The sequence below is a fragment of the Candidatus Eisenbacteria bacterium genome, assembly GCA_016930695.1.
Taxonomy (GTDB): Bacteria; Orphanbacterota; Orphanbacteria; order Orphanbacterales; family Orphanbacteraceae; genus JAFGGD01.
Window position 1 is genome coordinate 256,746 of the sequence record JAFGGD010000030.1, and the last position, 22,283, is coordinate 279,028.

20 protein-coding genes are annotated in these 22,283 nt (G+C 67.4%); 15 read left to right on the forward strand and 5 right to left on the reverse strand.

What is annotated here, in order from left to right; genetic code table 11:
• The first annotated feature begins 2 nt into the window (after positions 1-2).
• The 13 genes from JW958_06660 to pruA all read left to right on the forward strand — a co-directional run bounded on the left by JW958_06660 (position 3) and on the right by pruA (position 14,780).
• The gene (locus tag JW958_06660; GenBank protein ID MBN1825932.1) at positions 3-809 is read left to right on the forward strand and encodes an SAM-dependent chlorinase/fluorinase; all 807 of its coding nucleotides are present in this window, start codon (positions 3-5) and stop codon (positions 807-809) included.
• Entirely contained in the window at positions 799-2,424 is a 1,626-nt protein-coding gene (gene bshC / locus JW958_06665) for a bacillithiol biosynthesis BshC (protein ID MBN1825933.1), read from the forward strand. The genes JW958_06660 and bshC overlap by 11 nt, the downstream gene beginning before the upstream one ends.
• A complete protein-coding gene (gene bshA / locus JW958_06670) occupies positions 2,421-3,548 on the forward strand; it encodes an N-acetyl-alpha-D-glucosaminyl L-malate synthase BshA (GenBank protein ID MBN1825934.1) in 1,128 nt (375 codons plus the stop codon). The genes bshC and bshA overlap by 4 nt, the downstream gene beginning before the upstream one ends.
• Positions 3,523-3,951: a hypothetical protein gene (locus JW958_06675; protein ID MBN1825935.1), complete on the forward strand. Its 429-nt coding sequence runs from the start codon at positions 3,523-3,525 to the stop codon at positions 3,949-3,951. The genes bshA and JW958_06675 overlap by 26 nt, the downstream gene beginning before the upstream one ends.
• Positions 3,948-4,364 carry an Hsp20/alpha crystallin family protein gene (locus JW958_06680; protein ID MBN1825936.1) on the forward strand — a complete coding sequence of 139 codons (417 nt, stop codon included), beginning with the start codon at positions 3,948-3,950 and terminating at the stop codon, positions 4,362-4,364. Before JW958_06675 ends, JW958_06680 begins: the two co-directional genes overlap by 4 nt.
• The gene (gene lon / locus JW958_06685) at positions 4,361-6,682 is read left to right on the forward strand and encodes an endopeptidase La (protein MBN1825937.1); all 2,322 of its coding nucleotides are present in this window, start codon (positions 4,361-4,363) and stop codon (positions 6,680-6,682) included. The genes JW958_06680 and lon overlap by 4 nt, the downstream gene beginning before the upstream one ends.
• 4 nt (positions 6,683-6,686) lie before the next feature.
• Positions 6,687-7,775, forward strand: a complete 1,089-nt coding sequence (locus JW958_06690; GenBank protein MBN1825938.1) for a glycosyltransferase family 9 protein — start codon at positions 6,687-6,689, stop codon at positions 7,773-7,775.
• The gene (locus JW958_06695; GenBank protein ID MBN1825939.1) at positions 7,772-9,637 is read left to right on the forward strand and encodes an ABC transporter ATP-binding protein; all 1,866 of its coding nucleotides are present in this window, start codon (positions 7,772-7,774) and stop codon (positions 9,635-9,637) included. The genes JW958_06690 and JW958_06695 overlap by 4 nt, the downstream gene beginning before the upstream one ends.
• Entirely contained in the window at positions 9,634-10,641 is a 1,008-nt protein-coding gene (locus JW958_06700; GenBank protein MBN1825940.1) for a glycosyltransferase family 9 protein, read from the forward strand. The genes JW958_06695 and JW958_06700 overlap by 4 nt, the downstream gene beginning before the upstream one ends.
• A 27-nt stretch (positions 10,642-10,668) precedes the next feature.
• Entirely contained in the window at positions 10,669-11,277 is a 609-nt protein-coding gene (locus tag JW958_06705; protein MBN1825941.1) for an HAD-IIIA family hydrolase, read from the forward strand.
• Positions 11,274-12,026 (forward strand): DUF3108 domain-containing protein, encoded by a 753-nt coding sequence (locus JW958_06710; GenBank protein ID MBN1825942.1) that lies wholly within the window; start codon positions 11,274-11,276, stop codon positions 12,024-12,026. Before JW958_06705 ends, JW958_06710 begins: the two co-directional genes overlap by 4 nt.
• 80 nt (positions 12,027-12,106) lie before the next feature.
• Positions 12,107-13,009, forward strand: coding sequence for a hypothetical protein (locus JW958_06715; GenBank protein ID MBN1825943.1), 903 nt, complete (start codon positions 12,107-12,109; stop codon positions 13,007-13,009).
• A 139-nt stretch (positions 13,010-13,148) separates the two neighbouring features.
• Positions 13,149-14,780: an L-glutamate gamma-semialdehyde dehydrogenase gene (gene pruA, locus JW958_06720; GenBank protein ID MBN1825944.1), complete on the forward strand. Its 1,632-nt coding sequence runs from the start codon at positions 13,149-13,151 to the stop codon at positions 14,778-14,780.
• 217 nt (positions 14,781-14,997) lie between these two features.
• Here pruA and rfbB read toward each other — a convergent pair whose 3' ends face one another.
• From rfbB to JW958_06745, 5 genes are all read right to left on the reverse strand, one after another.
• Complete coding sequence (gene rfbB, locus JW958_06725; protein ID MBN1825945.1) at positions 14,998-16,029, reverse strand: dTDP-glucose 4,6-dehydratase; 1,032 nt, start codon at positions 16,027-16,029, stop codon at positions 14,998-15,000.
• A complete protein-coding gene (locus tag JW958_06730) occupies positions 16,026-16,766 on the reverse strand; it encodes an NTP transferase domain-containing protein (GenBank protein MBN1825946.1) in 741 nt (246 codons plus the stop codon). The genes rfbB and JW958_06730 overlap by 4 nt, the downstream gene beginning before the upstream one ends.
• Before the next feature lie 104 nt (positions 16,767-16,870).
• Positions 16,871-17,779, reverse strand: a complete 909-nt coding sequence (locus JW958_06735; protein MBN1825947.1) for a dihydropteroate synthase — start codon at positions 17,777-17,779, stop codon at positions 16,871-16,873.
• Positions 17,751-19,619, reverse strand: a complete 1,869-nt coding sequence (locus tag JW958_06740; protein ID MBN1825948.1) for a bifunctional homocysteine S-methyltransferase/methylenetetrahydrofolate reductase — start codon at positions 19,617-19,619, stop codon at positions 17,751-17,753. The genes JW958_06735 and JW958_06740 overlap by 29 nt, the downstream gene beginning before the upstream one ends.
• A gap of 135 nt (positions 19,620-19,754) precedes the next feature.
• Positions 19,755-20,288 carry a dTDP-4-dehydrorhamnose 3,5-epimerase family protein gene (locus JW958_06745; protein MBN1825949.1) on the reverse strand — a complete coding sequence of 178 codons (534 nt, stop codon included), beginning with the start codon at positions 20,286-20,288 and terminating at the stop codon, positions 19,755-19,757.
• A gap of 506 nt (positions 20,289-20,794) precedes the next feature.
• Between JW958_06745 and JW958_06750 the strand changes: the two genes are divergently transcribed.
• Complete coding sequence (locus JW958_06750; GenBank protein ID MBN1825950.1) at positions 20,795-21,421, forward strand: sugar transferase; 627 nt, start codon at positions 20,795-20,797, stop codon at positions 21,419-21,421.
• On the forward strand, positions 21,418-22,269 hold the full coding sequence (locus tag JW958_06755; protein MBN1825951.1) for a polysaccharide biosynthesis/export family protein: 852 nt from the start codon (positions 21,418-21,420) through the stop codon (positions 22,267-22,269). Before JW958_06750 ends, JW958_06755 begins: the two co-directional genes overlap by 4 nt.
• Positions 22,270-22,283 lie beyond the last annotated feature (14 nt).

Below are 22,283 nucleotides of genomic sequence, written 5' to 3' on the forward strand. Positions count from 1 at the left end.
CGATGGAGAAACGCCCGATCGTCACGTTGCTCACCGATTTCGGCGAGGGGTCCTACGTCCCCTCGGTGAAGGGCGTGCTGCTGGGGCTCGCGCCGGAAGCCCGGCTCGTCGACATCAGCCACGACATCGAACCGGGCGCGGCGGGATGCGCCGGTTTCCTTCTCAGCCGAACCGCCCCCTGGTTTCCGCCGGGGACGATTCACTTCGTGGTGGTGGACCCGGGCGTGGGAACGGATAGGCTCGGCCTCATCGTGGAGGCGGACGGCTCGGTCTACGTCGGACCGGACAACGGAGTCCTCGGCCTTGTCATCGAGCGGGCGGAGAGGGTCCGCGCCTTCCGGATCGAGGAGGGGGAATGGACGCCGGACAGGGTATGCCCCACCTTTCACGGCCGGGACATCTTCGCGCCGGTCGCGGGGCGGATCGCCCGCGGGGAACCGATCGGGCAATTCGGCCCGCCGATCGATTCCTCCCGGCTGACCCCCTTCCCGATCCGGCCGCCGCGCCGGGAGGAGAATCGCTTTCTGGGTGAAGTGGTCTGGGTCGATCGCTTCGGCAACCTGATTACGAACCTGGAGAGGTGCGCCGTCGAGGAATGGGCGGGAGACGGTCCCTTCCGCGCCGTGGTGGGCGGAACCTCGATCGACACGCGGGTGCACACCTTCATGGAAGCGGACGCGGGAGACCTGATCGTCCTCCACGGCAGTTGGGAGACCGTGGAGATCGCCGTAGTGACCGGAAACGCCGCCAAGCGTCTCGGCGTCGCGTCCGGCGAACCGGTCCGCCTCGAGAAGATCCATGGCCGGTGAAAGACCCGGCGCGCGGGTGCGCGTGCTCATGGACGCCGTCCCGGAGCACCTCGAACGCTGGCGACGCGGCGACCCGGATCTCGCCCCCCTCTACGCGGGATTCCCGCCCGAGGAGACGCCCCGTCTTCCCGGAAAGGCGGCGACGATCGCGCCCTCCCTCTTCGAGGGGATCGCCCTCCGGAGCGGGGGGGAGAACGCCCCGGAAGGGGCGCGCGCCAACCTTGCACGTATAAACGGTAAAAAGACGAAATTCGTAGCGGCGGGCCATCAGCCCTGCGTCCTTCTGGGGCCTCTCCTCGCTCTCTATAAAATGCTCACCCTGCGGGCGGTCGTCGAGAAGACGCCGAAACCGGACGGCGGCGGGCCGGTCCCCCTCTTCTGGATCGCTTCACACGATGCGGACAGGGGGGAAGCGGAGGGAGCGACCCTGATCGACGCAGGGGGGGACGCGCGGCGCCTGCGCGCCCCCTTCCGGGACGCGCCCGCCCGCGCCCGGCTCGGCGCCCTCCGGATCGATCCCGCGGGGTGGAGGTCGTTCCTCGGAGAGGCCGCGGCGCTGCTTCCCCCCGGACCGCACAAGGACGACCTTTTCGAGCGCCTCCGCGCCGCCGTCCCGGAAGAGACCGGCGCCACGGACCTCTTCGTGAGGACCGCCCGCGCCTTCGTCCCGGAACTCCCCCTTCTCTTCCTGGACGGCCGGGACGCGGAAAGCGTCCCCGAGGGGAGACGCGTGCTGGCCGCCGCCGCCCGCGATCCCCGAGGCGTCCACGCCGCCATCGAGAAAGGGGCGCGTCTCGCCGCGGAGGCGGGGCTTCCGATCCTGCTGCCGGTCGAGCCGGACCGGCCTCCCTTCTTCCTCGTGGAGGACGAGACGCGGATTCCGCTCCGCTTCGACGGCGGTCGGTTCCACCCCGAGGGGGGGAACCCGATGGAGCCGGCGGCGCTCGCGGAGAGGATCGAGGAGGGAACGGTGCGCGCCACACCGGCGGCGGCGCTCCGCCCCGTGCTGCAAGACGCGGTTCTTCCGGTCGCCGCCTACGCCGCCGGCCTCTCGGAACTGATCTACCACGCCGCGCTCGGGCCTCTCTACGCCGCCCTCGGCGTGGAACGCGCGCCGCTCTTTCCGCGGGCCGGCTTTTACCTCCTGCCGGAACGAATCGCGGACCGCCTGGAAAACATCGGCGTCACGCCCGAGGAGATCCTGGCGGGGAGGGAGAAGGCGCCGGATCCGCCGGAACTCGCCGGGAGCGCGAAGCGATTCCGCGAGAGGATCGCCGAGGAGACCGCCGTCTTCCTGGGGGAGGCGGACCGTCTCGCGCCGGGCGCCGTACCGCCGGACGATCCCGCCCGGAACCGCGTCGCCCGCGAGGCGGAACGCGCCGCCGACCGGGTTCTCCGATTCGCGGACCGGGCGGGAGACAACCGGCGGAACCTGATCCACAGGGCGCGCTCGGCCCTCTTACCGGGCGGAAAACCACAGGAGACGGTTCTCTCCCCCATCGGTCCTTTCGCCCGCTTCGGACCCGGCCTGGCGGATCTCCTGACCGGCGCGATCCGCCCGGGCGACGGCGCGCCGCGCCTCGTCGTGCCCGGCGGAGGAGGTCCGATACGATGAACATCGGCATCACCTGCTATCCCAGCGCCGGCGGGTCGGGCGTGGTCGCCACCGAGCTGGGTCTCGCCCTCGCCCGGCGCGGCCACAAGGTCCATTTCATCAGCTACTCCCGCCCCTTCCGTCTCGAACAAGGGGCGAACGTATGCTTCCACAAAGTGCGAACCGTCACCTATCCACTCTTTAAGTATCCTCCCTACGCGCTCGCGCTGGCGGCGCGGATGGCGGAAGTGGCGCGCAACGAGAAGATCGACGTCTTCCATGCGCACTACGCCATTCCCCACGCAACGAGCGCCCTATTGGCGAACGAGATCCTCGCGCCGGAGAGGGTGCGTGTGGTGACCACCCTGCACGGGACCGACATCACCCTGGTGGGGACGGAGCGGAGCTTTCTGGAGATCACCAAGCTGAGCATCGAACGGTCCGACATCGTCACCGCGGTCTCCTGCTTTCTCGCCGGAGAGACGCGGCAGCGACTCGGCGTCCGGCGCCGCATCGACGTGATCCCCAATTTCGTCGATCCCGAAATCTTCCGCGGCGAGAGGGACGAGGAACTCCGGAAAAGCCTGGAGTTGGACGAGGGACCGGTGCTGATGCACATCTCCAACTTCCGGAAGGTAAAAAACACACCCGACGTGGTGCGGCTGTTCGCGCGGGTGCGGGAGTCCACCGGCGGCGTGCTCGTCATGGTCGGCGACGGACCGGAACGGGTCACCTGCCGGATCCTGGCGGAGGAGCTGGGCGTCCGGGACCGTGTTTTCTTCCTCGGCGACAAGATCGAGGTTCGGAAGATCCTTCCTCTGGCGGACGTTCTTCTCCTCCCGAGCACCGTGGAGAGTTTCGGGCTGGTCGCGCTCGAGGCGATGGCCTGCCGCGTCCCCGTGATCGGCTACGACGGCGGCGGCCTCCCGGAGGTGGTCCGCCACGGCGAGGATGGGTTGCTCGCTCCTCTCGGCGACCGGGAAAGAATGATTGAAATGACCATCGACCTGCTCCAGAATGGCCCATGGAGAAAGAAGATGGGCGATCAGGCGCGGGAGAGGGCGGTGGAGGTTTTCGCCACCGATCGGGTCACCCCCCTGTACGAGGAGTTATACCGACGTGTGCTCGCAGACTCGGAAGAGTGATCGGGAGGAGAGACCGCTCGAAGAGGTCATCGATCGGATTCGCCTGGAGGACCCGCGCTATCACGCCGAGGCGTACGAGTTCGTCCTCCTGGCGCTGAACCGGGTCGTGGAATCGCTCGCGGAGCACCGCCACATCAGCGGCGCGGAGCTTTCCGAGGGGATCCGCGGTCTCGCCCTCGAGCTTTACGGACCGATGGCGCGCACCGTCCTGGAACACTGGGGGATTCGCGGGACGATCGATTTCGGCCACATCGTTTTCCATCTGGTGGACCACAAAATCCTTTCCCGGACCGACGAAGACACCCTTCGCGACTTCGACGGCGTTTTCGATTTCGAGAACGCCTTCGCCGTCGATATGGTCTCCGGATCGCGTGGCGCCGAGCGGGAGAGGGGAGAGGAATGATGAAGCGGCGGGAAGGGCGCGAGGAAAGGGGCGCGGTCGGCGAGATGCTCGACTTTCTCGCCTCCAATTCCCCCTACGCGGCGGATGAAACGGAGAAACGAGGACTCTGGTCACCCGCGGCGGACGTCTACGAGCTGGAGGACCGCCTGTACGTGGTTCTGGAGATCGCCGGCATGCGATCCAAGGATTTTCAGATCCGCGTGGAGCAGGGCGCCCTTCTGATCCGCGGAGAGAGGCGCGCCCCCCACGGCGGCAAAGAGAAACGCTTTCATTCCCTGGAGAGGCACACCGGCGCCTTCGAGAAGAGAATCCCCATCCCGGAGGGCTTCGACCGGAACCGCCCCAAATCACGCTACCTGGAGGGTGTTCTGGAGGTTTCCTTCCCCGTGGCGGTGAGGAGCGAGAAGCCGTGACCGCCGCCGCCGAGGTCCCGATCCCGGGCGAGCTTCCCTGGCTCGTCCCGAAGAGGGCCGTCCTCTTTCCCGGCGCCAAGAAAACCCTTCTCCTTCGAAGCGAAGAGGAGATCGCCGCCGTCGACGCCGCGCTCGCCGGCGAACGTTTCCTCGCCCTCTTCCCGCCCGGACCCGAAGGGGAACCGTCGCGGCGAGGCACGGCGGCCCGCATCGAGAGGATGCGCCGCCTCCCCGACGGCGCGGTTCGCGTCGCTCTCGCGGGCGTCGCCCGCGTCGATCGCGCCACGGGCGGGCTCCCGAAAGAAGGGAGGGCCGCGCCGGTCCGCGTAGCCCCCACCCCCGAGACGGACGAGCTGGTCGTCGAGGCGCTCCGCCGAAACTGCCTCGAGTCCTTCCGCCTTCTCCTCCGGAGCCGTCCCGGAGCCGCGGAGGAGACCGCGGAGATCGCCGGGGCGATCCCCGGCGCGGACCGCTTCGCCGACTGGATCGCTTCGCAGCTGAACCTATCACTCCCGGAACAGATCCGCCTGCTCGAGACGGACGGCGCGCGGGAGCGCCTGGAAGAGTTGGCGCGCATCCTCGACCGGGAGGGGAAACTCATCGAGCTGGAGACGCGCATTCAGGAGGAGGTCAGCGCCGCCCTCGGCGAGAAGGAGCGCGAGAACTACCTGCGCGAGCGGATCCGGGCGATCCGGAAAGAGCTGGGCGAAGAGGACGAGCGGGAGACGCAGATCCGGGAGATCCATCGCCGCCTTGCCGCGGTACGCCTACCCGAGGAGGCGCGGCTCTCCTGTCGCGAGGAGATCGCCCGGCTGAAGCGGATCCCCGTCCAGAGCAGCGAATTCACCGTCGCCCGGAATCACATCGACTGGGTCATGGACCTCCCCTGGAACGCCCTGTCCGAGGACCGGATCGACCTGGACGAGGCAAGAGCGCTCCTCGATCGGAACCATGCCGGCCTGGAGAACGTGAAGGACCGGATTCTGGAATACCTGGCCGTGCGCAAGCTGAAGCGGGACGCGCCGTCTCCTCTCCTCTGCTTCGTCGGTCCGCCGGGGACGGGGAAGACCTCCCTCGGCCTCGCCGTGGCGGAGGCGCTGGGACGCCGCGTGGCGAGGCTCTCCCTCGGGGGCGTGACCGACGAGGGGGAGATCCGCGGCCACCGCCGCACCTACTCCGGCGCCCTCCCCGGCCGGATCCTGCAGGAGCTGCGCCGCGTAGGCGTGCGAAACCCGGTCTTCATGCTCGACGAGATCGACAAGGTGGGCCCCCAGTTTTCGGGGGATCCCTCGGCGCCTCTCCTGGAGGTGCTCGATCCGGAACAAAACCGCGGCTTCTCCGATCACTATCTGAGTCTTCCCTTCGATCTCTCGGAGGTCTTTTTCATCACGACCGCCAACAGCACCGACACGATTCCGCCGGGGCTTCTGAACCGGATGGAGATCGTCGAATTCCCCGGCTACGCCACCGCGGAAAAGGTGGCCATCGCCGAGAAGCACCTGATCCCGAAGCAGCTCGAGCGGCACGGCCTCGCGGCGTCGCGGCTGAAGATCCGCCGCCGCGCGATCCGCCGGATCATCGACGTGTACGCCGCCGAGGCGGGGCTTCGTGACCTGGAGAGAAGCATCGCCGCGATCTGCAGGAAACGGGCCGCCGCGCTCCTTCGAGGAGAGGAGACGCGGGTGACGGTGGGGGAGGAGGACCTGGAGGGTTACCTCGGCACGCCGCAGTACTTCCCCGAGATCAAGGCGCGGCGCCCCGAAGTGGGGACCAGCACCGCCCTCGCCTGGACGCCGGCGGGAGGGCAGATCCTGTTCATCGAGGCGACGATCCTGCCGGGCCGCCAATCGCTGCAGCTGACGGGGCAGTTGGGCGAGGTCATGCGCGAATCGGCTGAGACGTCTTTATCTTATGTTAGAAGTTTCGTTGATCGACACGGCGGTCCGCCGGACCTTCTCGATGGGCGGGACATCCACATCCACGTTCCCGCCGGCGCCGTCTCCAAGGACGGTCCCTCGGCGGGGATCGCCATCGTCGTCGCGCTCTACTCGCTCCTATCCGGATCGCCGGTGCGGCACGACGTGGCGATGACCGGCGAGATCACCCTGCGGGGCCGGGTCCTGCCGGTGGGGGGAATCCGCCAGAAGATTCTCGGCGCCCACCGGGCGGGGATCCGCCTCGTGGTGGTGCCGGCGCGCAACGAGCCGGAACTCAGAGAAGTCCCGGAGGAGGTCCTGCGCCGCCTGGAGATCGTGCCGGTGGAACACGTGGACGAGGTCTTCCCGATCGCCTGCCTGCCCAAACCGGGGAGGAGGTGAGTCCGTGGATCTTCTCGACCTCCTTCTCCGCTACCGCCGTGTCCGCTCCCGGCGCCGCGTTTCCTCCGAACCGATCGCGGTGCAGGACACGCTTCGCAAGCCGGAACGGATCGCCGTTCTTCTCGGCGGGGACCCGCGGCTTCCTCCGCTGGTCCTCCCGTCGCTCCGCCTGATTCGCGAACGACACCCCGGCGTGAAGCTTCTTCTCGTCGGCGGCCCGGAGAACGTCCCCGTCTTCCGGCGCGACGGCATCGCCGACAAGGCGCTCGCCATCTCCCCCAAGCGGGGAACCGCCCGCATCGGCGAGATCCGCCGGACCGGGCGCGCGATCGCCGAGCACGACCCGCGGATTCTCCTCCTCCTCGACGCGCCGCCCGATCCGACGCTCCTCGCCGTCGCTCTCGAGTCGGGCGCCCCGATCCGCCTCGGCTTCGGCCGCGGCGATCACGCTCCTTTTCTCAACTTCGAGGTCGCGCCGCCGGAGGGGGAGACCTACCTCGCCCAGTCGCTGCTCAAAATGGTGGGCGCCGTCACCGGCTGTTTCCTCGGCTTTCTGGACGACCGAGTCCGTTGGAAGGTGCCCGAGGCGGACGCGCGCCGCGCCGAGCGATTGATTCACTTCTGGCAGCCCCGATCGGACCGCCTCCTCGTGGCGATCGAACCGGGCGCGGAGGAACCGGGCCGCGAGCCGGATATGGAGAAGTACGTCGCCATCGCACGCCTCCTCTCCCGCGCCTATGGGGCGCGCGTGCTGATCGTATCGTCGCCGGAGGAACGCCACCGCGCGGAGGAACTCGAGAGACGTCTCGATTTCCTCGAGCCTTACCGCGCCCAAACCGACGATCTCGCCCAGGCGGTCGCCTTCCTCTCCCGATCCGACTTGGTGGTCTCCTCCAACACGCCCCTCTTCCATTACAGCGTCGCCGTCGGCATTCCCACGGTGGGCCTCTTCCCCGAGAAGACCGATCCGCGTTTTCTCCCCCCCGCGGGCGCCCCCGCGGTAATCATCCCGCTCCACAAGGAGATCACCGAGGAGGGATTTCTCCGGGCCGTGGAGACTCTGGCCGGCGACGGCGTGGACGCCGAGCCGTGAACGAGTTCCTCCGGCTCTTCCGTTACGTGCTCCCCTGGTGGCGGAAGGGGATCGCCGCGCTCCTGTGCACCTTCCTCTTCGCGCTCTTCAGCGGCGTCACCGTCGGCATGATTCTCCCGTTCACCAAGATCCTCTTCGAAGGCAAACTCGATGAGGCGGAGATCGCGGCGGCGCCCGCCGGCGACACGCCTCTTTCGGCCCCGGTGCTCGATGCCTGGAAGGCGCGCGGGCGCGACGTTTTCCTCGGCCTATTCGCCGACGACGAGCCGGAGCGGGCGCTCTTCAAGGTGTGCGTCGGCATCTTCCTCGTTTTTATGCTCAAGGGGACTTTCAACTACCTGCAGCAGATCCTGATGATCACGCTGCAGGAGAGGACCATTAAAAGCATCCGGGACGACCTCTACCGCCGCACCACCTTTCTCCCCCTCGCCTTCTTCGAGAGGACCCGCACGGGGGAGCTGATCTCGCGGATCACCAACGACGTAACGCTCGTAAAGGACATGGTTTCGGTCCTCTTCACCCAGGCGATCCAAAACGTCATGCTGCTCCTGGTCTACGTGGCCGTCGCGGCGGTGGTCAGCTGGCGCCTGGCGCTTCTCTCCTTCATCATCTTTCCCCTGCTCGGTCTCTTCACAAGCAAAGTTTCCCGCAAACTGCGCAAGTACAGCACCCGTTTTCAGGAGGACATGGCGCGCATCACCAGCAGCCTCCAGGAGACGATTACCGGCATTCGTATCGTGAAGGCCTTCGCCACCGAGGAGTACGAGGGAGCGCGTTTCCGAGGCTACACGGGCGACTACTTCAACTCCTTCCTCCGTTTCCGCCGCTTCGCGGTGCTCGCCAGTCCGGTGGCGGAGCAGCTCGGCGTGGTCGGATCGGTGATCGTTCTCTGGTACGGCGGGCGGCAGGTGATCGCCGGCGCCGGGCTCGGGCCGGAGGGGTTTTTTCTCTTCCTCGCGGCTGTTCTCAACATGATGCAGCCGATCCGCAAGCTCTCGCATACCAACACGGTGGTGCAGCAGGGAATCAGCGCGGCGACGCGGATCTTCCAGCTCCTGGATACGCCGCCGGAACCGCGTCCCGAGGAGGGACGGCGCGCCGCCGCTGTGCGGGAGTCGATCCTCTACGACCACGTCTCCTTCCTCTACGACGGGTCCGACGGAGCGCCGGCGCTCCGCGACGTCACTCTGGAGATCCCGAGCGGCGCCATGGTCGCCTTGGTCGGGCCGAGCGGCGCGGGGAAGTCGACGCTGGCGGACCTGCTCCCCCGGTTCCACGACCCCACCGAAGGGCGGATCCTTCTGGACGGCGTCGATCTGCGCACATTCGACCTCGCCTCGCTCCGCGGGATCATGGGGATCGTCACCCAGGAGACGATCCTCTTCAACGAGACCATCGGCGACAACATCGCCTACGGGCGGGCCGACATTCCGCGGACGCGGATCGAAGAGGCGGCGCGCGCGGCGAACGCGGCGGACTTCATCGAGCGGCTCCCGGAGGGGTACGACACGGTGGTCGGCGACCGGGGGGTCCGCCTCTCCGGCGGCGAGAGGCAACGCCTCGCCATCGCGAGAGCGATCCTGCAGAATCCGCCGATTCTGATCCTGGACGAGGCGACGTCGAGCCTGGACGCCGAGTCGGAGGCGCTCGTGCAGGACGCCGTCGAGAAACTGGTCCGGGACAGGACCACCCTCGTCATCGCCCATCGCCTCTCCACGATTCTCCGGGCGCACCGGATCGCCGTGCTCGAGAGGGGACGCTTGATCCAGCAGGGAACCCACGGCGCCCTTCTCCGCGAGGGGGGCGTCTACCGGAAACTCTTCGATATGCAGTTCCGATCCGAATCGGGGGGGACGGTTTGAGCCGCCCGCGATCCTTCCTGGTGATCCGCTGGGGGCGACTCGGCGACCTGGTGCTCGCCGCGGCGGCGACGCGGGAGCTCCGGTCCGCCTTCCCGGAGGCGGCGATTCATTTTGCCGTAAAGGAAGAGCTGGCCGGCATGGCGGAGCTTCTCCCCGGCGTGGACCGGGTGCTCCCTTTCGGCGGCGGCGGCGCGGGGGCCCTCCTTCGCTACGCCCGTTCCCTGCCGGAGAGGCGCTACGACCGGGTCGTCGACCTGCAGGGAAACACGCGCAGCCGCTGGCTCGCGCTCCTCACCGGGCCGGGGCGGACGGTCCGTTACCCGCGCCTCACCATGCGGCGGCGCGCGCTGGTCCGATGGAAGAGGGGGAAGGGGGAACACTCCCGCCCGGTGTGGGACCGCTACCTGGACGCGGTGGAGCGTCTCGGCACGGCGGTGCGGCGCGATCCTCCCCGCCTGCTCCCGGTGGAGGAGAAGGGGACGCCGGGTGCGGTCCTCTTCGCGCCCGGCGCGGGACGGGCGACCAAGCGATGGCCCGCGGAGCGCTTCGCCGAGACGGCCCGCCGGATCGGCCGGGAGAGCGGGCGGCCGATCTTGCTCCTCGGATCGGAGGGGGAGAAGCCCCTTCTCGAGAGGGTCGCCGCCGGAGCGGGAGGAGGGGCGCGCGTTCTCGCGGGAATCCCCTTCCGTTCCACCGTCGCTCATCTGCGGGACGGGGCGCTCCTCATCACCAACGACTCCGGGCCGATGCACGTCGCCGGCGCGGTCGGCACCCCGGTGATCGCCCTCTTCGGACCGACCGTGCCGGAACTGGGGTTCGGTCCGGCGGGTGAAAAGGACGTGGTCCTTTCGCTCGACCTGGAGTGCCGCCCCTGTTCTCTTCACGGCGGCGACCGCTGCCCCCTCCCGGACCGGAGCCACACGTGCATGACCGGTCTGGACGCGGACCGGGTGGTGGAGGCGGCGAACCGGATTCTCGCTGACGCGCCCCCGGCGGATGGTTAGAATGGGCCGCATAGGGGGAGAGTCGCTTTGAGCCGTCCGCGGAAGAAGAACGAAGGGAGGCCGGCGGTCTTTCTGGATCGGGACGGTACGGTCACCCGCCAGGTCGGATACGTCAACCATCCCTCCCGGCTCCGTCTCTATCCCTTCGCGGCCCGCGCGATCCGCAGGCTGAATGAACACGGGATCCCGGTGGTGATCGTCACCAACCAAAGCGGCGTGGCGCGGGGTCTCTTTCCCGTGGAAGTTCTGGAGGAGACGAACCGGCGGATGGAAACGCTCCTCGCTCGCGGGAACGCGCGGGTGGACGGGATCTACGTCTGCCCCCACCATCCCACCGAGGGGGAACGCCCGCGGCGCTGCCGTTGCCGAAAGCCGGAGACCGGGCTGGTGCGGACGGCGGCGCGGGAAATGAACCTCGATCCCGGTCGCTCCTACGTGGTGGGCGACTCGTCGTCGGACATTCTCCTCGGGAGTCGCGTCGGCGCCCGGACGGTGTTGGTGCTGACCGGCTACGGCCGCGGCGAGGCGGCGCACCGCCGGGATCGCTGGAAAACGGCGCCGGACGCGATCGTGAAAAACCTGGAGGAAGCGGTGGACTGGATCCTGCGCCGCGAAGACGAGAAGGATGATTCATGAATAAACATACTCGCGCCCGGGCGCCCCTCGCGCGCGCAACCATCGCGCTTCTTCCATTGCTCGTCCTCCTCACCGGCGCGACGGCGGCCGGCGCCGCCGGGCCGGGGCCGATCCGCCCCGGAGAGAAGCTCACCTACTCCATCGAGTACGGCATCATCAAGGCGGGGACGGCGGAGTTAACGACCGAACGGGACGCCGACGACTCGACGCTGGTCTTTTCCACCCAGGCGCGCACCAATTCCTTCTTCGACGTTTTCTTCAAGGTGCGGGACCGCGTCGTCTCCCGCGTCGACCCGAAGGGGTTCGTGAGCCTCCGCTTCGAGAAGTCGCTGCGGGAGGGGAAATACGAGGACGACGAGATGGTGATCTTCGACCGGGAGAGGATGGTCGCCGTTTACGACGACGGCAAGGAGACCCCCCTCGCCCCGGACGCTCGCGACGTGCTCGCCGCGTTCTTCGACCTTCGTACCCGGCGCCTCGTCATCGGAGCGGAGATCCCTCTCGTCTATCATTCGAGCAAGAAGAACTGGCCGATCACCGTGAAGGTGCACAACGTGGAAACCGTGAAGACGCCGGCCGGCGAGTTCCGGTGCATCCGCATCGAGCCGCGCCTGAAATCGGTGGGCGTCTTCAAGCAGACCGGCCGCCTGCAGATCTGGATCACCGCCGATTCGCGGCGGATGCCGGTCAAGCTGGAGAGCAAGGTCGTTTTCGGCGCCTTCGAGGCGGTGCTGACCGATTACCGGTAGGCTGGAAGGCAAAAGAGAGACGATCGAACCATTAGGAGGTTCCCATGCCTTCCCGACACGAACGTTTCGACCGGAAGAAGATCCGCCCCGTCTCCGTCGCCGGCGTGGGACACAAGGTGCGGGCCGGGAGCTTCGGGTCTCCCGTCGGGAAGGGTGCGTCGGTCGAGGATCTCCTCCGCGGCCTGCCGGACATTCTCGCCGCGCGCGATCTGAACCGGGCGATCGATCGGATCGTCGCGGCGAAGAAGAGCGGCGCGCCGGTCCTCTTCCTCTTCGGCGCACACGTGATCAAATGCGGCCTCGCGCCGGTTCTCATCTCCCTCGTCCGCGACGGAATCCTGGACGGCCTCGCCACCAACGGCGCCGGCGCGATCCACGACTACGAGATCGCCCGCTTCGGCACGACATCGGAAGACGTCTCCGAAAACCTGCCCAAGGGGATCTTCGGGATGGCCCGTGAGACGGCGGAAGGGATCAACGGGGCGGTCCGCGCGGGACTCGAAGAGGATCTCGGCTTCGGCGAGTCGATCGGGCGCGCCCTTACGGAGAAAGACGTCCCCCACCGGGAAAAGTCCCTTTTCGCCGCCGCCCACGACGCGGGTGTCCCGATCACCGTGCACGTCGCCCTCGGTACGGACATCGTTCACATGCACCCCTCCGCCGACGGCGCGGCGATCGGCCGGGCGACGATGAACGACTTCCTCTCCTTCACCGCTTCGGTGGGGCGCCTCACCGGTGAGAGCGTGGTCTGGCACGCCGGCTCGGCGGTGATCCTCCCCGAGGTGCTCCTGAAGGCGGTCTCGATGCTGCAGAACGCGGGCACGCCTCCCGGCGAGTTTCTCGCGATCAACTGCGACATGAACCGGATGTACCGGCCGACGCAGAACGTCCTCCGCCGCCCCTCGGGGGAGGGGATCGACCTCGCGGGACACCACGAGATCCTGATTCCCCTCATCAGCGCCGGAATCCGCGCGAGGCTGTAAACGGTATCCGGTTCCATGTTTCCCAACCGGTTGACGGAATCCGCCCGTTCTGCTAACCTGCCATTCTCGAACAAGATAGATACGCGCCGCCGCGGCCCGGCGCGCGGCCATCCTCGAACCTCTTCGTCGGAGGGGAACCATGATCCAAGGTATTCCCAAAATCGAGATGCCGAAGAACGAGCCGGTGCTCGGCTACGCGCCCGGATCGAAAGAGAAGAAGGAACTGAAGGCGGAGTACGCCCGCCTGTCGAAGAAGAAGATCGACATTCCCTGCGTCATCGGCGGCAAGGCCGTGCGGACGGGCAAGCTCGCCCAGTGCGTGATGCCCCACGATCACGCCCACGTCCTCGGCTCCTACCACAAGGCGGGAAAGAAGGAAGTGGAACTGGCGATCGACGCCGCCGCCAAGGCGAAAGAGGAGTGGTCGCGCATGCCCTGGCAGGCGCGGGCGGCGGTCTTTCTGAAGGCGGCGGACATCCTCGCCGGCGAGCGGAGGATGACCCTGAACGCCGCCACCATGCTCGGCCAGAGCAAGAACGCCTTCCAGGCGGAAATCGACGCGGCCTGTGAGCTGATCGATTTCTTCCGCATGAACGTTTTCTTCATGAAGCAGATCCTCGAGTCCCAGCCGGAGTCCGCGCCGGGGATGTGGAACATGAGCGAGGCGCGCCCCCTGGACGGCTTCGTCTTCGCCGTCACGCCGTTCAACTTCACCTCCATCGCCGGGAACCTGCCGACCGCGCCGGCGATGATGGGGAACACGGTGGTCTGGAAGCCGGCGAGCAGCGCCGTTTACTCCGCCTGGTACATCATGCAGATCCTGAAGCGCGCCGGCCTTCCCGCGGGCGTGATCAACATGGTCCCCGGACCGGGCGGCCAGGTGGGCGATCCGGCGATCCGGCACCCGAACCTCGCCGGCGTGCACTTCACAGGGAGCACCGAGGTGTTTCAGGGGATGTGGCAGACCATCGGCGGCAACATCCGAGACTACCGCTGCTATCCGCGGATCGTCGGCGAGACGGGCGGCAAGGACTTCATCTTCGCCCACCCCTCCGCCGATCTTCCGGCGCTGGTCGCCGCCTGCGTGCGCGGCGCCTTCGAGTATCAGGGGCAGAAGTGCTCCGCCGCGTCGCGCGCCTTCATCCCGCGTTCCCTCTGGCCGAAGTTCAAGGACGCGCTCCTCGGCGAGATCGCGACGATCAAAATGGGGGACCCAGCGGACTTCACCCACTTCATGAACGCGGTGATCGACAGGGGCGCCTTCGCCAGCATCAAGGGATACATCGACCACGCCAAGAGGAGCGCCGACGCGACGATTCTCTGCGGCGGCGGCTGCGACGATTCCGTCGGCTACTTCATCGAGCCTACGGTGATCCAGGCGAAGAAACCGGATTATCGAAGCATGCGCGAGGAGATCTTCGGGCCGGTCCTCACGGTTTACGTCTACGAGGACAAGAGCCTCAAGAAGGCGATCGAGCTGTGCGATACCGGCTCCCCCTACGCGCTCACCGGCGCGATCTTCGCGCAGGACCGGAAGGCGATCGTCGATCTGACGCGCGCGCTCAGGGACGCGGCGGGCAATTTCTACATCAACGACAAGCCGACCGGCGCGGTGGTGAACCAGCAGCCCTTCGGCGGGAGCCGCGCCTCCGGCACCAACGACAAGGCGGGGAGCATGTTGAACATGATCCGCTGGACCAGCCCCCGCACCCTGAAGGAGACCTTCTCTCCGCCGGCGGACTACCGCTACCCCTTCCTCGCGGAGGAGTAGGGGGGAGGAGAGGCGACTCGGACATCGAACATCGGTACCGGATATTCTTTTCGCGCGCAGAGCGAGCGAGGAGGTGTCCGGTACCGATTCTCCGTCTCTTCCCGGACGCGAACCCCGTCTCCATGCCATTTTATTTCATGTGTTTATGATCGTTTCCGGATCCCGAATCGGGGTGCGCCTTCGAACATTTCTTCCTTAAAGGTTCCGGCGCCGGGTACTACCGCGGAGTGGTGCGGGCGCCGGCGAGGCGCTCGTCGTACATGGCGGAGAAGTAGGCTCGCCAGGCGGGACGGTTCATGATCGCCTCCCACCAGTCGCGGCGATCCAGATACCAGCGGACCGTATCCTCGAGCCCCTCTTCGAGAGAGCGCTCCGGCCGCCACCCCAGATCCCGCTCGATCTTGGTGGGGTCGATGGAATAGCGCCAGTCGTGGCCGGGACGGTCCTCGACGAAACGGAGGAGCGTCTCCGGTTTCCCGAGATGCCGGAGCAGAGTCTTGACGATCCCCAGGTTGGGCATCTCGCTTCGGGCGCCGATGTTGTAGATCTCGCCCGGCGCCCCCTTCTCCAGCGCGAGGTCCACCGCGCGGCAGTGATCCTTCACGTGAATCCAGTCCCGCACGTTCGACCCGTCCCCGTAGACCGGCAGGGGGGAGTCCCCGAGCGCGCGGATGATCATGAGGGGAATCAGCTTCTCCGGGAACTGGAAGGGACCGTAGTTGTTGCAGCAGCGGGTGATCGTCGCCGAAAGGCCGTGGGTTTTCACGAAAGAACGGACCAACAGGTCCGCGCCCCCCTTGCTCGCCGCGTAGGGGCTGTTCGGCCGGAGCGGGAGTTCCTCGTGGAAGGAACCCTCGGCGCCGAGGGAACCGTACACCTCATCCGTCGAGATCTGAACGAAGCGCCGCACGCCGGCGCGGAGGGACTCCTCCAAAAGGACGAGCGTCCCCTCCACGTTGGTTTTATAGAAGGCGCCGGCATCGGTAATGCTGCGGTCCACGTGCGATTCGGCGGCGAAGTTCACCACCGCCTCCGCTCCCTCGAGGGCGCGCCGCGCCGCCTCCCGGTCCGCGATGTCCCCTTGGAGGAACGTGTAGCGGGGGTCGGCCTCGATCTCCGCGAGGTTCGCCCTGTTGGAGACGTCGGTCAGCTTGTCCAGGTTGACCACCTCGTCCTCGGTGGTCCTCAAACGCCGCAGCACGTAGTTCGAACCGATGAAACCGCATCCGCCTGTGACGACGATCCTCACGCGCCCTCTCCTTCGGCCCCTTCCTCGCGCTCCCGCACCAGCGTGCTCGCCCGGTAGAGGGAGGGGAAGGTCCCCGCGTCGGTCCACCACCCCTCGAGGAGATCCCATGTCAGCTCGCCCCGTTCGATGTAGGCGTTGTTCACGTCGGTGATCTCCAACTCGCCGCGGTCCGAGGGCCTCAGCGTCCGCACGATCTCGAAGACGCGCGAGTCGTACATGTAAATGCCGGTCACCGCGTAGCGGGAAGGAGGATCCTTCGGTTTCTCCACGATCCGGACCACCCTGTCGCCGCTGAGTTCGGGGACGCCGAAACGCTCCGGATCGGGGACCTCCTTGAGGAGGATCTTGGCGCCCCGCGGCTGGGCCTCGAAGGCCTCCACGGCGGGACGGATCGACCGCTCCAGGATGTTGTCCCCCAGCACCACGCACACCTTCTCGTCCCCGACGAAGTACGCGGCGAGCCCGAGCGCCTCGGCGATACCGCCTTCTCCCTCTTGATAGGTGTAGTTCAGATGCTTGAGGCCAAAACTCTTTCCGTTTCCCAGGAGGGTGAGAAAATCGCCGGAGTGATTCCCGCCGGTCACCACCAGGATGTCCGTGATCCCCGCGTCCACCAGCGTCCGGATCGGGTAGTAGATCATCGGCTTGTCGTAGACGGGGAGGAGATGCTTGTTGGTGATCTTGGTGAGGGGGTGGAGGCGGGTGCCCAATCCCCCGGCGAGCACGACACCTTTCATGACGGAGGATCCTCCCATTCCGGACGCGGCGACACTCTTCCTTCACGAACGACCGGCGCGATTCTAGCAGGCGTCCCGCGGCGCTGTCCAGGAAGGGCGCCGCGTCAGCGCCCGGAGGGGATCGGCTTCTTCTCCCGGAAACGCCTTGTGAAGCGGATCAGCGCCTCCATCGGATCCCCTTCCGGGAAGAGCGCCTCCTCGGCGGCGCCGAGATCCTCCTCGTCCATCGTCTCCCAGACCGGAAGGCGGGCCGGGTTCAGGATCGCCGCGTCCAGCCCCTTCTGCGCGGCGCGCCGGAAGAAGAGCGCGTTCACCGCGTCCCGTCCGGCGGGGGGGAGGCCGAAGCTGACGTTGGAGATGCCGAGCACCGTACTCGTCCCCGGATACTCGCTCTTCAGAAACGCCACCGCCTCCAGCGTCGCCGCCGCCGCTCCGTCGTAGGAGGGATCGCCGGAGGCGCAGGGGAAGACGAGCGCGTCCCACCAGAGAGACTCCGGCGTGAGGCCCCCCTCGTCGACGAGGAGACGGTACGCCTCGCGCGCCGCGGCCCGCTTCCTCTCCGCCGTGACCGCGGGTCCCTCGATGTCGATCAGCCCGGCCACCACCGCCGCGCCTCGCTCTCGCGCCATCTCCGCGAGACGCGCCGCGCGCTCCGGCTCCGCCGGCTGCGCCGAGTTCAGCACGCACCGCTCAGGCCAAATGCCGAGCGCGCGCTCCATCACGTCCGCGTCGGTGCTGTCGATCAGAACCGGAACGCGCGTGTCCGGCCTGCCGAGAAGCGCTTCCATCAGTCGCTCCATGTCCGCGCTTTCGTCCCGGGTGACGCTCTGCACGCAGATGTCGATCATCCCCGCCCCGGCGCGGATCTGCGCCGCCGCGATTCCCGCCGCGTCCTCCCAGCGATCCGCTTCGATCACCTCACGGAAGCGACGGCTGCCGAGGACATTGGTCCTCTCGCCGATCAGAAGGGGGCGGACCGGATCGTCAAACCGGAAGGGTCTCTCGTTGGTCACTCCGAATCTCCTCGAGAAGGGCGGTCACCGCCTCCGTTCTCCCGAAGGGTGCCGCAACCTGCACCCCCCGCACAAGCCCGCGGATCGCCCGGAAGGTCTCCCGCGCGATGGCGATCCCCTCGTCCCGCGCCTCCTCCCGTGTGCGGCACCCCGCGAGCCTCTCGATCAAACGGTCCGGCACGTCGCAGCCGGGGACCTCGTTCCTGAGGAACTCGGCGTTCCGGAGCGACTGGAGGGGCCAGACGCCGGCCACCACGGGGGCGGGGAGAGGGGCCGCCCGTTCCAGAAAACGCTCCAACACCTCGGGGTCGAAAACCGGCTGGGTGATGACGCACTCCGCGCCGGCGCGCAGCTTCCCGTGGAGACGTTCCGCCTCGCGGGCCGGGTCGATCGCCCCCGGGTTCGCCCCCACGGCGATGAAGAAGCCGGTCGGCTCTCCGATCGGATCGCCCGCCGCGTCCAGCCCCCGGTTCAGCCGGCTCAGGATGTGAACGAGACCGATGGAATCGACATCGAAGACCGCCGTCGCGTCCGGGTAATTCCCCAGCTTGGGCGGGTCGCCGGTCACGGCGAGAAGATTCCGCACGCCGAGCGCCCAGGCGCCGAGGAGATCCCCCTGCATGCCGATCACGTTCCTGTCCCGGCAGGTGAAGTGCAGCACCGTTTCGATCCCCGCATCCGCGTGCACGCGAAGCGCGAGAGCGAGAGCGCTCATCCTCGCCATCGCGCGCGGCCCGTCGGGGATATTGACCGCGTCGACTCCGAGGGCGCGCAGCTTCCGCGCCGTCTCGATCTCCCGGACGGGGGAGACGCCACGCGGAGAGACCACCTCCACCATCGTGACGAACTCCCCGGCGGCGATCCGCGCGGCCAGACGGCTCTTCTTCTCCACGGGAACCGGCTCCGCCTCCGGCGACGGCGCCGAGTCCCTCGGCCGGGCGGGGATCGCCTTCGCGCGGGGAGTCGCGGCGCGGAAGGCGCGGGACATCGCCTTCAGGTGGCGGGGCGAGACGCCGCAACAACCGCCGACGATTCGCGCCCCCGCCTCCAGAAAACGCCCGGTGTAGGCGGCGAGATATTCCGGCGTGGAGAGGTAGATGTTCCGCCCGTCCACGCCGCGAGGGCGCCCCGCGTTGGGCATCACCGAGAGGGGAACCCCCGCGGCGAGCGGCGCCGCCCGCTCGAGCCATTCCAGCACGGCGTGGGGGCCGACGGAGCAGTTCACCCCCACCGCGTCGGCTCCTATGCGGAGCAGCTCCCGGATCAGTTCCTCCGGCGGCGCCCCCGTGAGCGATCCGCCGTGCTCGGCGAGCGTCGCCTGGGCGATCACCGTCAGATCCGGCGCCGCCTCTCGGCACGCCCGCACCGCGAGCGCCAGCTCTTCGACATAGATAAAGGTTTCGCACAAAAAGCAATCAACGCCCCCCTCGGCGAGGGCGCGCGCCTGAACGAGGAAGAGATCCTTCGCCCTCTCCGGATCGAGCCGGCCGAGAGGGGCCGTCCGCACGCCGAGAGGGCCGATCGCGCCGGCCACGTAGCGATCCTCGCCCGCCGCCTCGCGGGCGATCCGCGCGCCGGCGAGGTTGATCTCCCGGCACGCCTCCGCCAGACCGTGCGCCTCCAGCTTGACCGGATTGGCGCCGAAGGTGTTCGTCTCGATCGCCTCGGCGCCCGCCTCCAGGAAGGCTTCGTGAACGGCGCGGACCGCCGCCGCATCGCACCGGTTCAGGTGATCGAAACAGGCGTTCAGCGAGACGCCCCGCTCGTAGAGGGTCGTCCCCACGCCGCCGTCGAAGAGCAGGGGGCTCCGCTCCAACCTCGTTCGGAAATCGATCCGCATCCTCCGCCTCTCCCGCGCGCGGACGGTCCCGCGCCTATCCGGAGGATCGGCGGGCGGACACCGGTACCGGATACCTTTTCGCCGCGCGAAAAGAGAATCCGTTGCCGAGGCGGTGGCGGAGTATCGGAGGCGGGATCAGCGGTTCCGCACGCCCCAGCCGTCGAACCCGATCGCCGGGTCGTCGTAGGGGAGACGGTACTCGTCGCCCGGGTTGTAGGTCTGGTTGGTGTAATAGACCATCAGGAGGTCCGCGCCGGGGAGGACTTCATAGCCGTGAGCCACGCCGGCGGGGATGCGCACCGCCTTCGGGTAAAGCTCCCCCGCGAAGATCGAGTTGGCTCGACCGTAGGTGGGAGAGTCGGGGCGAAAGTCGACGAGCGCGATCCGCGCGGTACCGGTGAGAGGGCAGAAGATGTCGTCCTGGAAACGGTGATAGTGGAACGCCTTGATCACTCCCGCCCGGGTCCGGGTGATGGAACTCTGCCGGACCGCGAATCCCTCGGCGACCGGATCGCTGTCGCGGAACACCTCGGCGAAATGACCGCGGTCGTCCGGGTAGAGGGCGATGGGGTGCACCACCACACCGGCGATCCGTCCCTCCTCGGCCCCCGAACCTCCAATGACGGCGTGCCCCCGGGCACGGACGGGCTCTACGCGGACCGGTTCCATACATCCCTCCTCGGCGGAAAAACCCCGCAAAGTGTAGCCCTCCGGCGCTCCTTCCGTCCAGCGGAAATTGAGGGGACTCTCGGCTCTCCACGATCCGGTTGACTAGGCGCAACTCCTTTGGTATGATTCCGTTCGCTCGCGGGAACCATCCCGCGCCACCGCGCTTTTCCCCCCCGGCCGGGGGGGTTCCGGACCGTCGCCCGGGAGCGATCCGGGCGGGCGCGGCGCCCATCTTTCGCAGCGGAAAGGAGTATCGCCTAGGACACCTTGCTAAGGAGCGGCCGATGGCCGTGCGCCATCGCGACGGAATCGAAGCGGCGCCGCCGCGACCATCGGATCGGAGGAAAAGAAGGAACGCCTTCCTTCGGGAGGCTCTTTAGCAGGCGCGGCTGACTCGGAAGCCCACTCCCAAGTGCGCATCGTGTCGTTGGGATCGGAGGCGGCCGGGTACGCGGATCGCGCGGCCCGGCCCTGTCATTTGGGTCCGGTCGGAAGGAGGCCGCGGGGTGACCCAGGCGAGAGAGGCGGGTCCGATTTATCGGACCGTGAAACGCTTGATGGACGTGATCGTTTCGGCGTCCATCCTGCTCCTTTTCGCGCCCCTCTTCCTGATCCTCGCCGTTCTGATCCGTGTCGATTCGCCGGGGGGACCATTTTTCCGGCAGGTCCGCGTGGGAAAACAGGGAAAACCGTTCAACTTTTACAAGTTTCGGTCGATGATTAAAGACGCGGAGCGTTATAAGACGAGTCTGCGGGATCTGAACGAGGCGGAGGAGCCGCTCTTCAAAATGAGGGAGGACCCCCGGGTCACGACGGTGGGTAAAATCCTCCGCAAAACGAGCCTCGACGAGCTCCCGCAGATGTGGAACGTTCTGCGGGGCGAGATGAGCCTGGTGGGGCCGAGACCCCATCTGCCCGAAGAGGTGGAGCGGTACACGCCGGAACAGCGGGAGCGCCTTTCGGTCATACCCGGCATCGTGTGTCTCTGGCAGGCCACCGAGCGCTGTTCCAACGCGTTCAACGACTGGATCGAATCGGACTTGGAGTACATCCGGACGCGATCGGCGGCGACGGACCTGCGGATCGTGCTTCGAACGGTGGGAATCGTCCTTTCATGGAAGAGAGCGTCGTGAAACGAACAGTGATCGTCTTCGTCGTTCCCCTGTTGATCGCCTTCCTCTGCGCCGGCTGCGGATCCCGGCCCGGTTTCGAGGAGGACTTCACCGGCAAGCCGGAATCGCCGTCGGACACGCCGACGGACGAGGAGATCCTGGAAGCCCGGGAGCAGGCGCGGGAGGAACGGCTCGCCCGCCTCGATGAGCTGCGGCAGGAGGAGCTGAGCCTCTACGTGGAATCGGAGGATGAGCTGGATCTCTCCGCCGAGACGCCCGAGTACCGGATCGTCGCGAGGGACAACATCGCCCTGCGCTTCGTCACCCATCCCGAAATGAACCTCCAGATCGAGGTCCGTCCGGACGGAGCCGCGTCCTTCGACCTTCTCGGCGACCTTCCCGTGGCGGGCATGACGCCGAGCGAACTCGCCGAGACCTTGAAGGAGATGTACGCGGTCTACCTGAGGGAACCGGACATCAACGTGGTGGTCAGCGGCTTCGCCTCGCAGAAGTTTTATGTTCTCGGCGAGGTCAAGCTGCCGGGCGAGTTCGAGCTGACCAACCCGGTGACGATCACGCAGGCGATCGCCATGGCGGGGAGCTGGAGCGACGACGCGCGCACCGAGGACGTGATGGTGATCCGCATGCGGGAGGACCGCACGCCGATCGCCATGAAAGTGAACGTGAAAGAGATCATGAACGGCGCGATCTTCGCCGATCTTTCTCTCAGACATATGGATGTGGTTTACGTGCCGATGGGCAAGATGGCGGGGACCCGCAATTTCGTGGGCCGGTTCTTCGACACCATTCTGCCGCCCATCGACGCGGCCTGGAAGACCGCCGTTCTGACCGGCTATCGCAATCGTTGACGAGGGGGACTCTA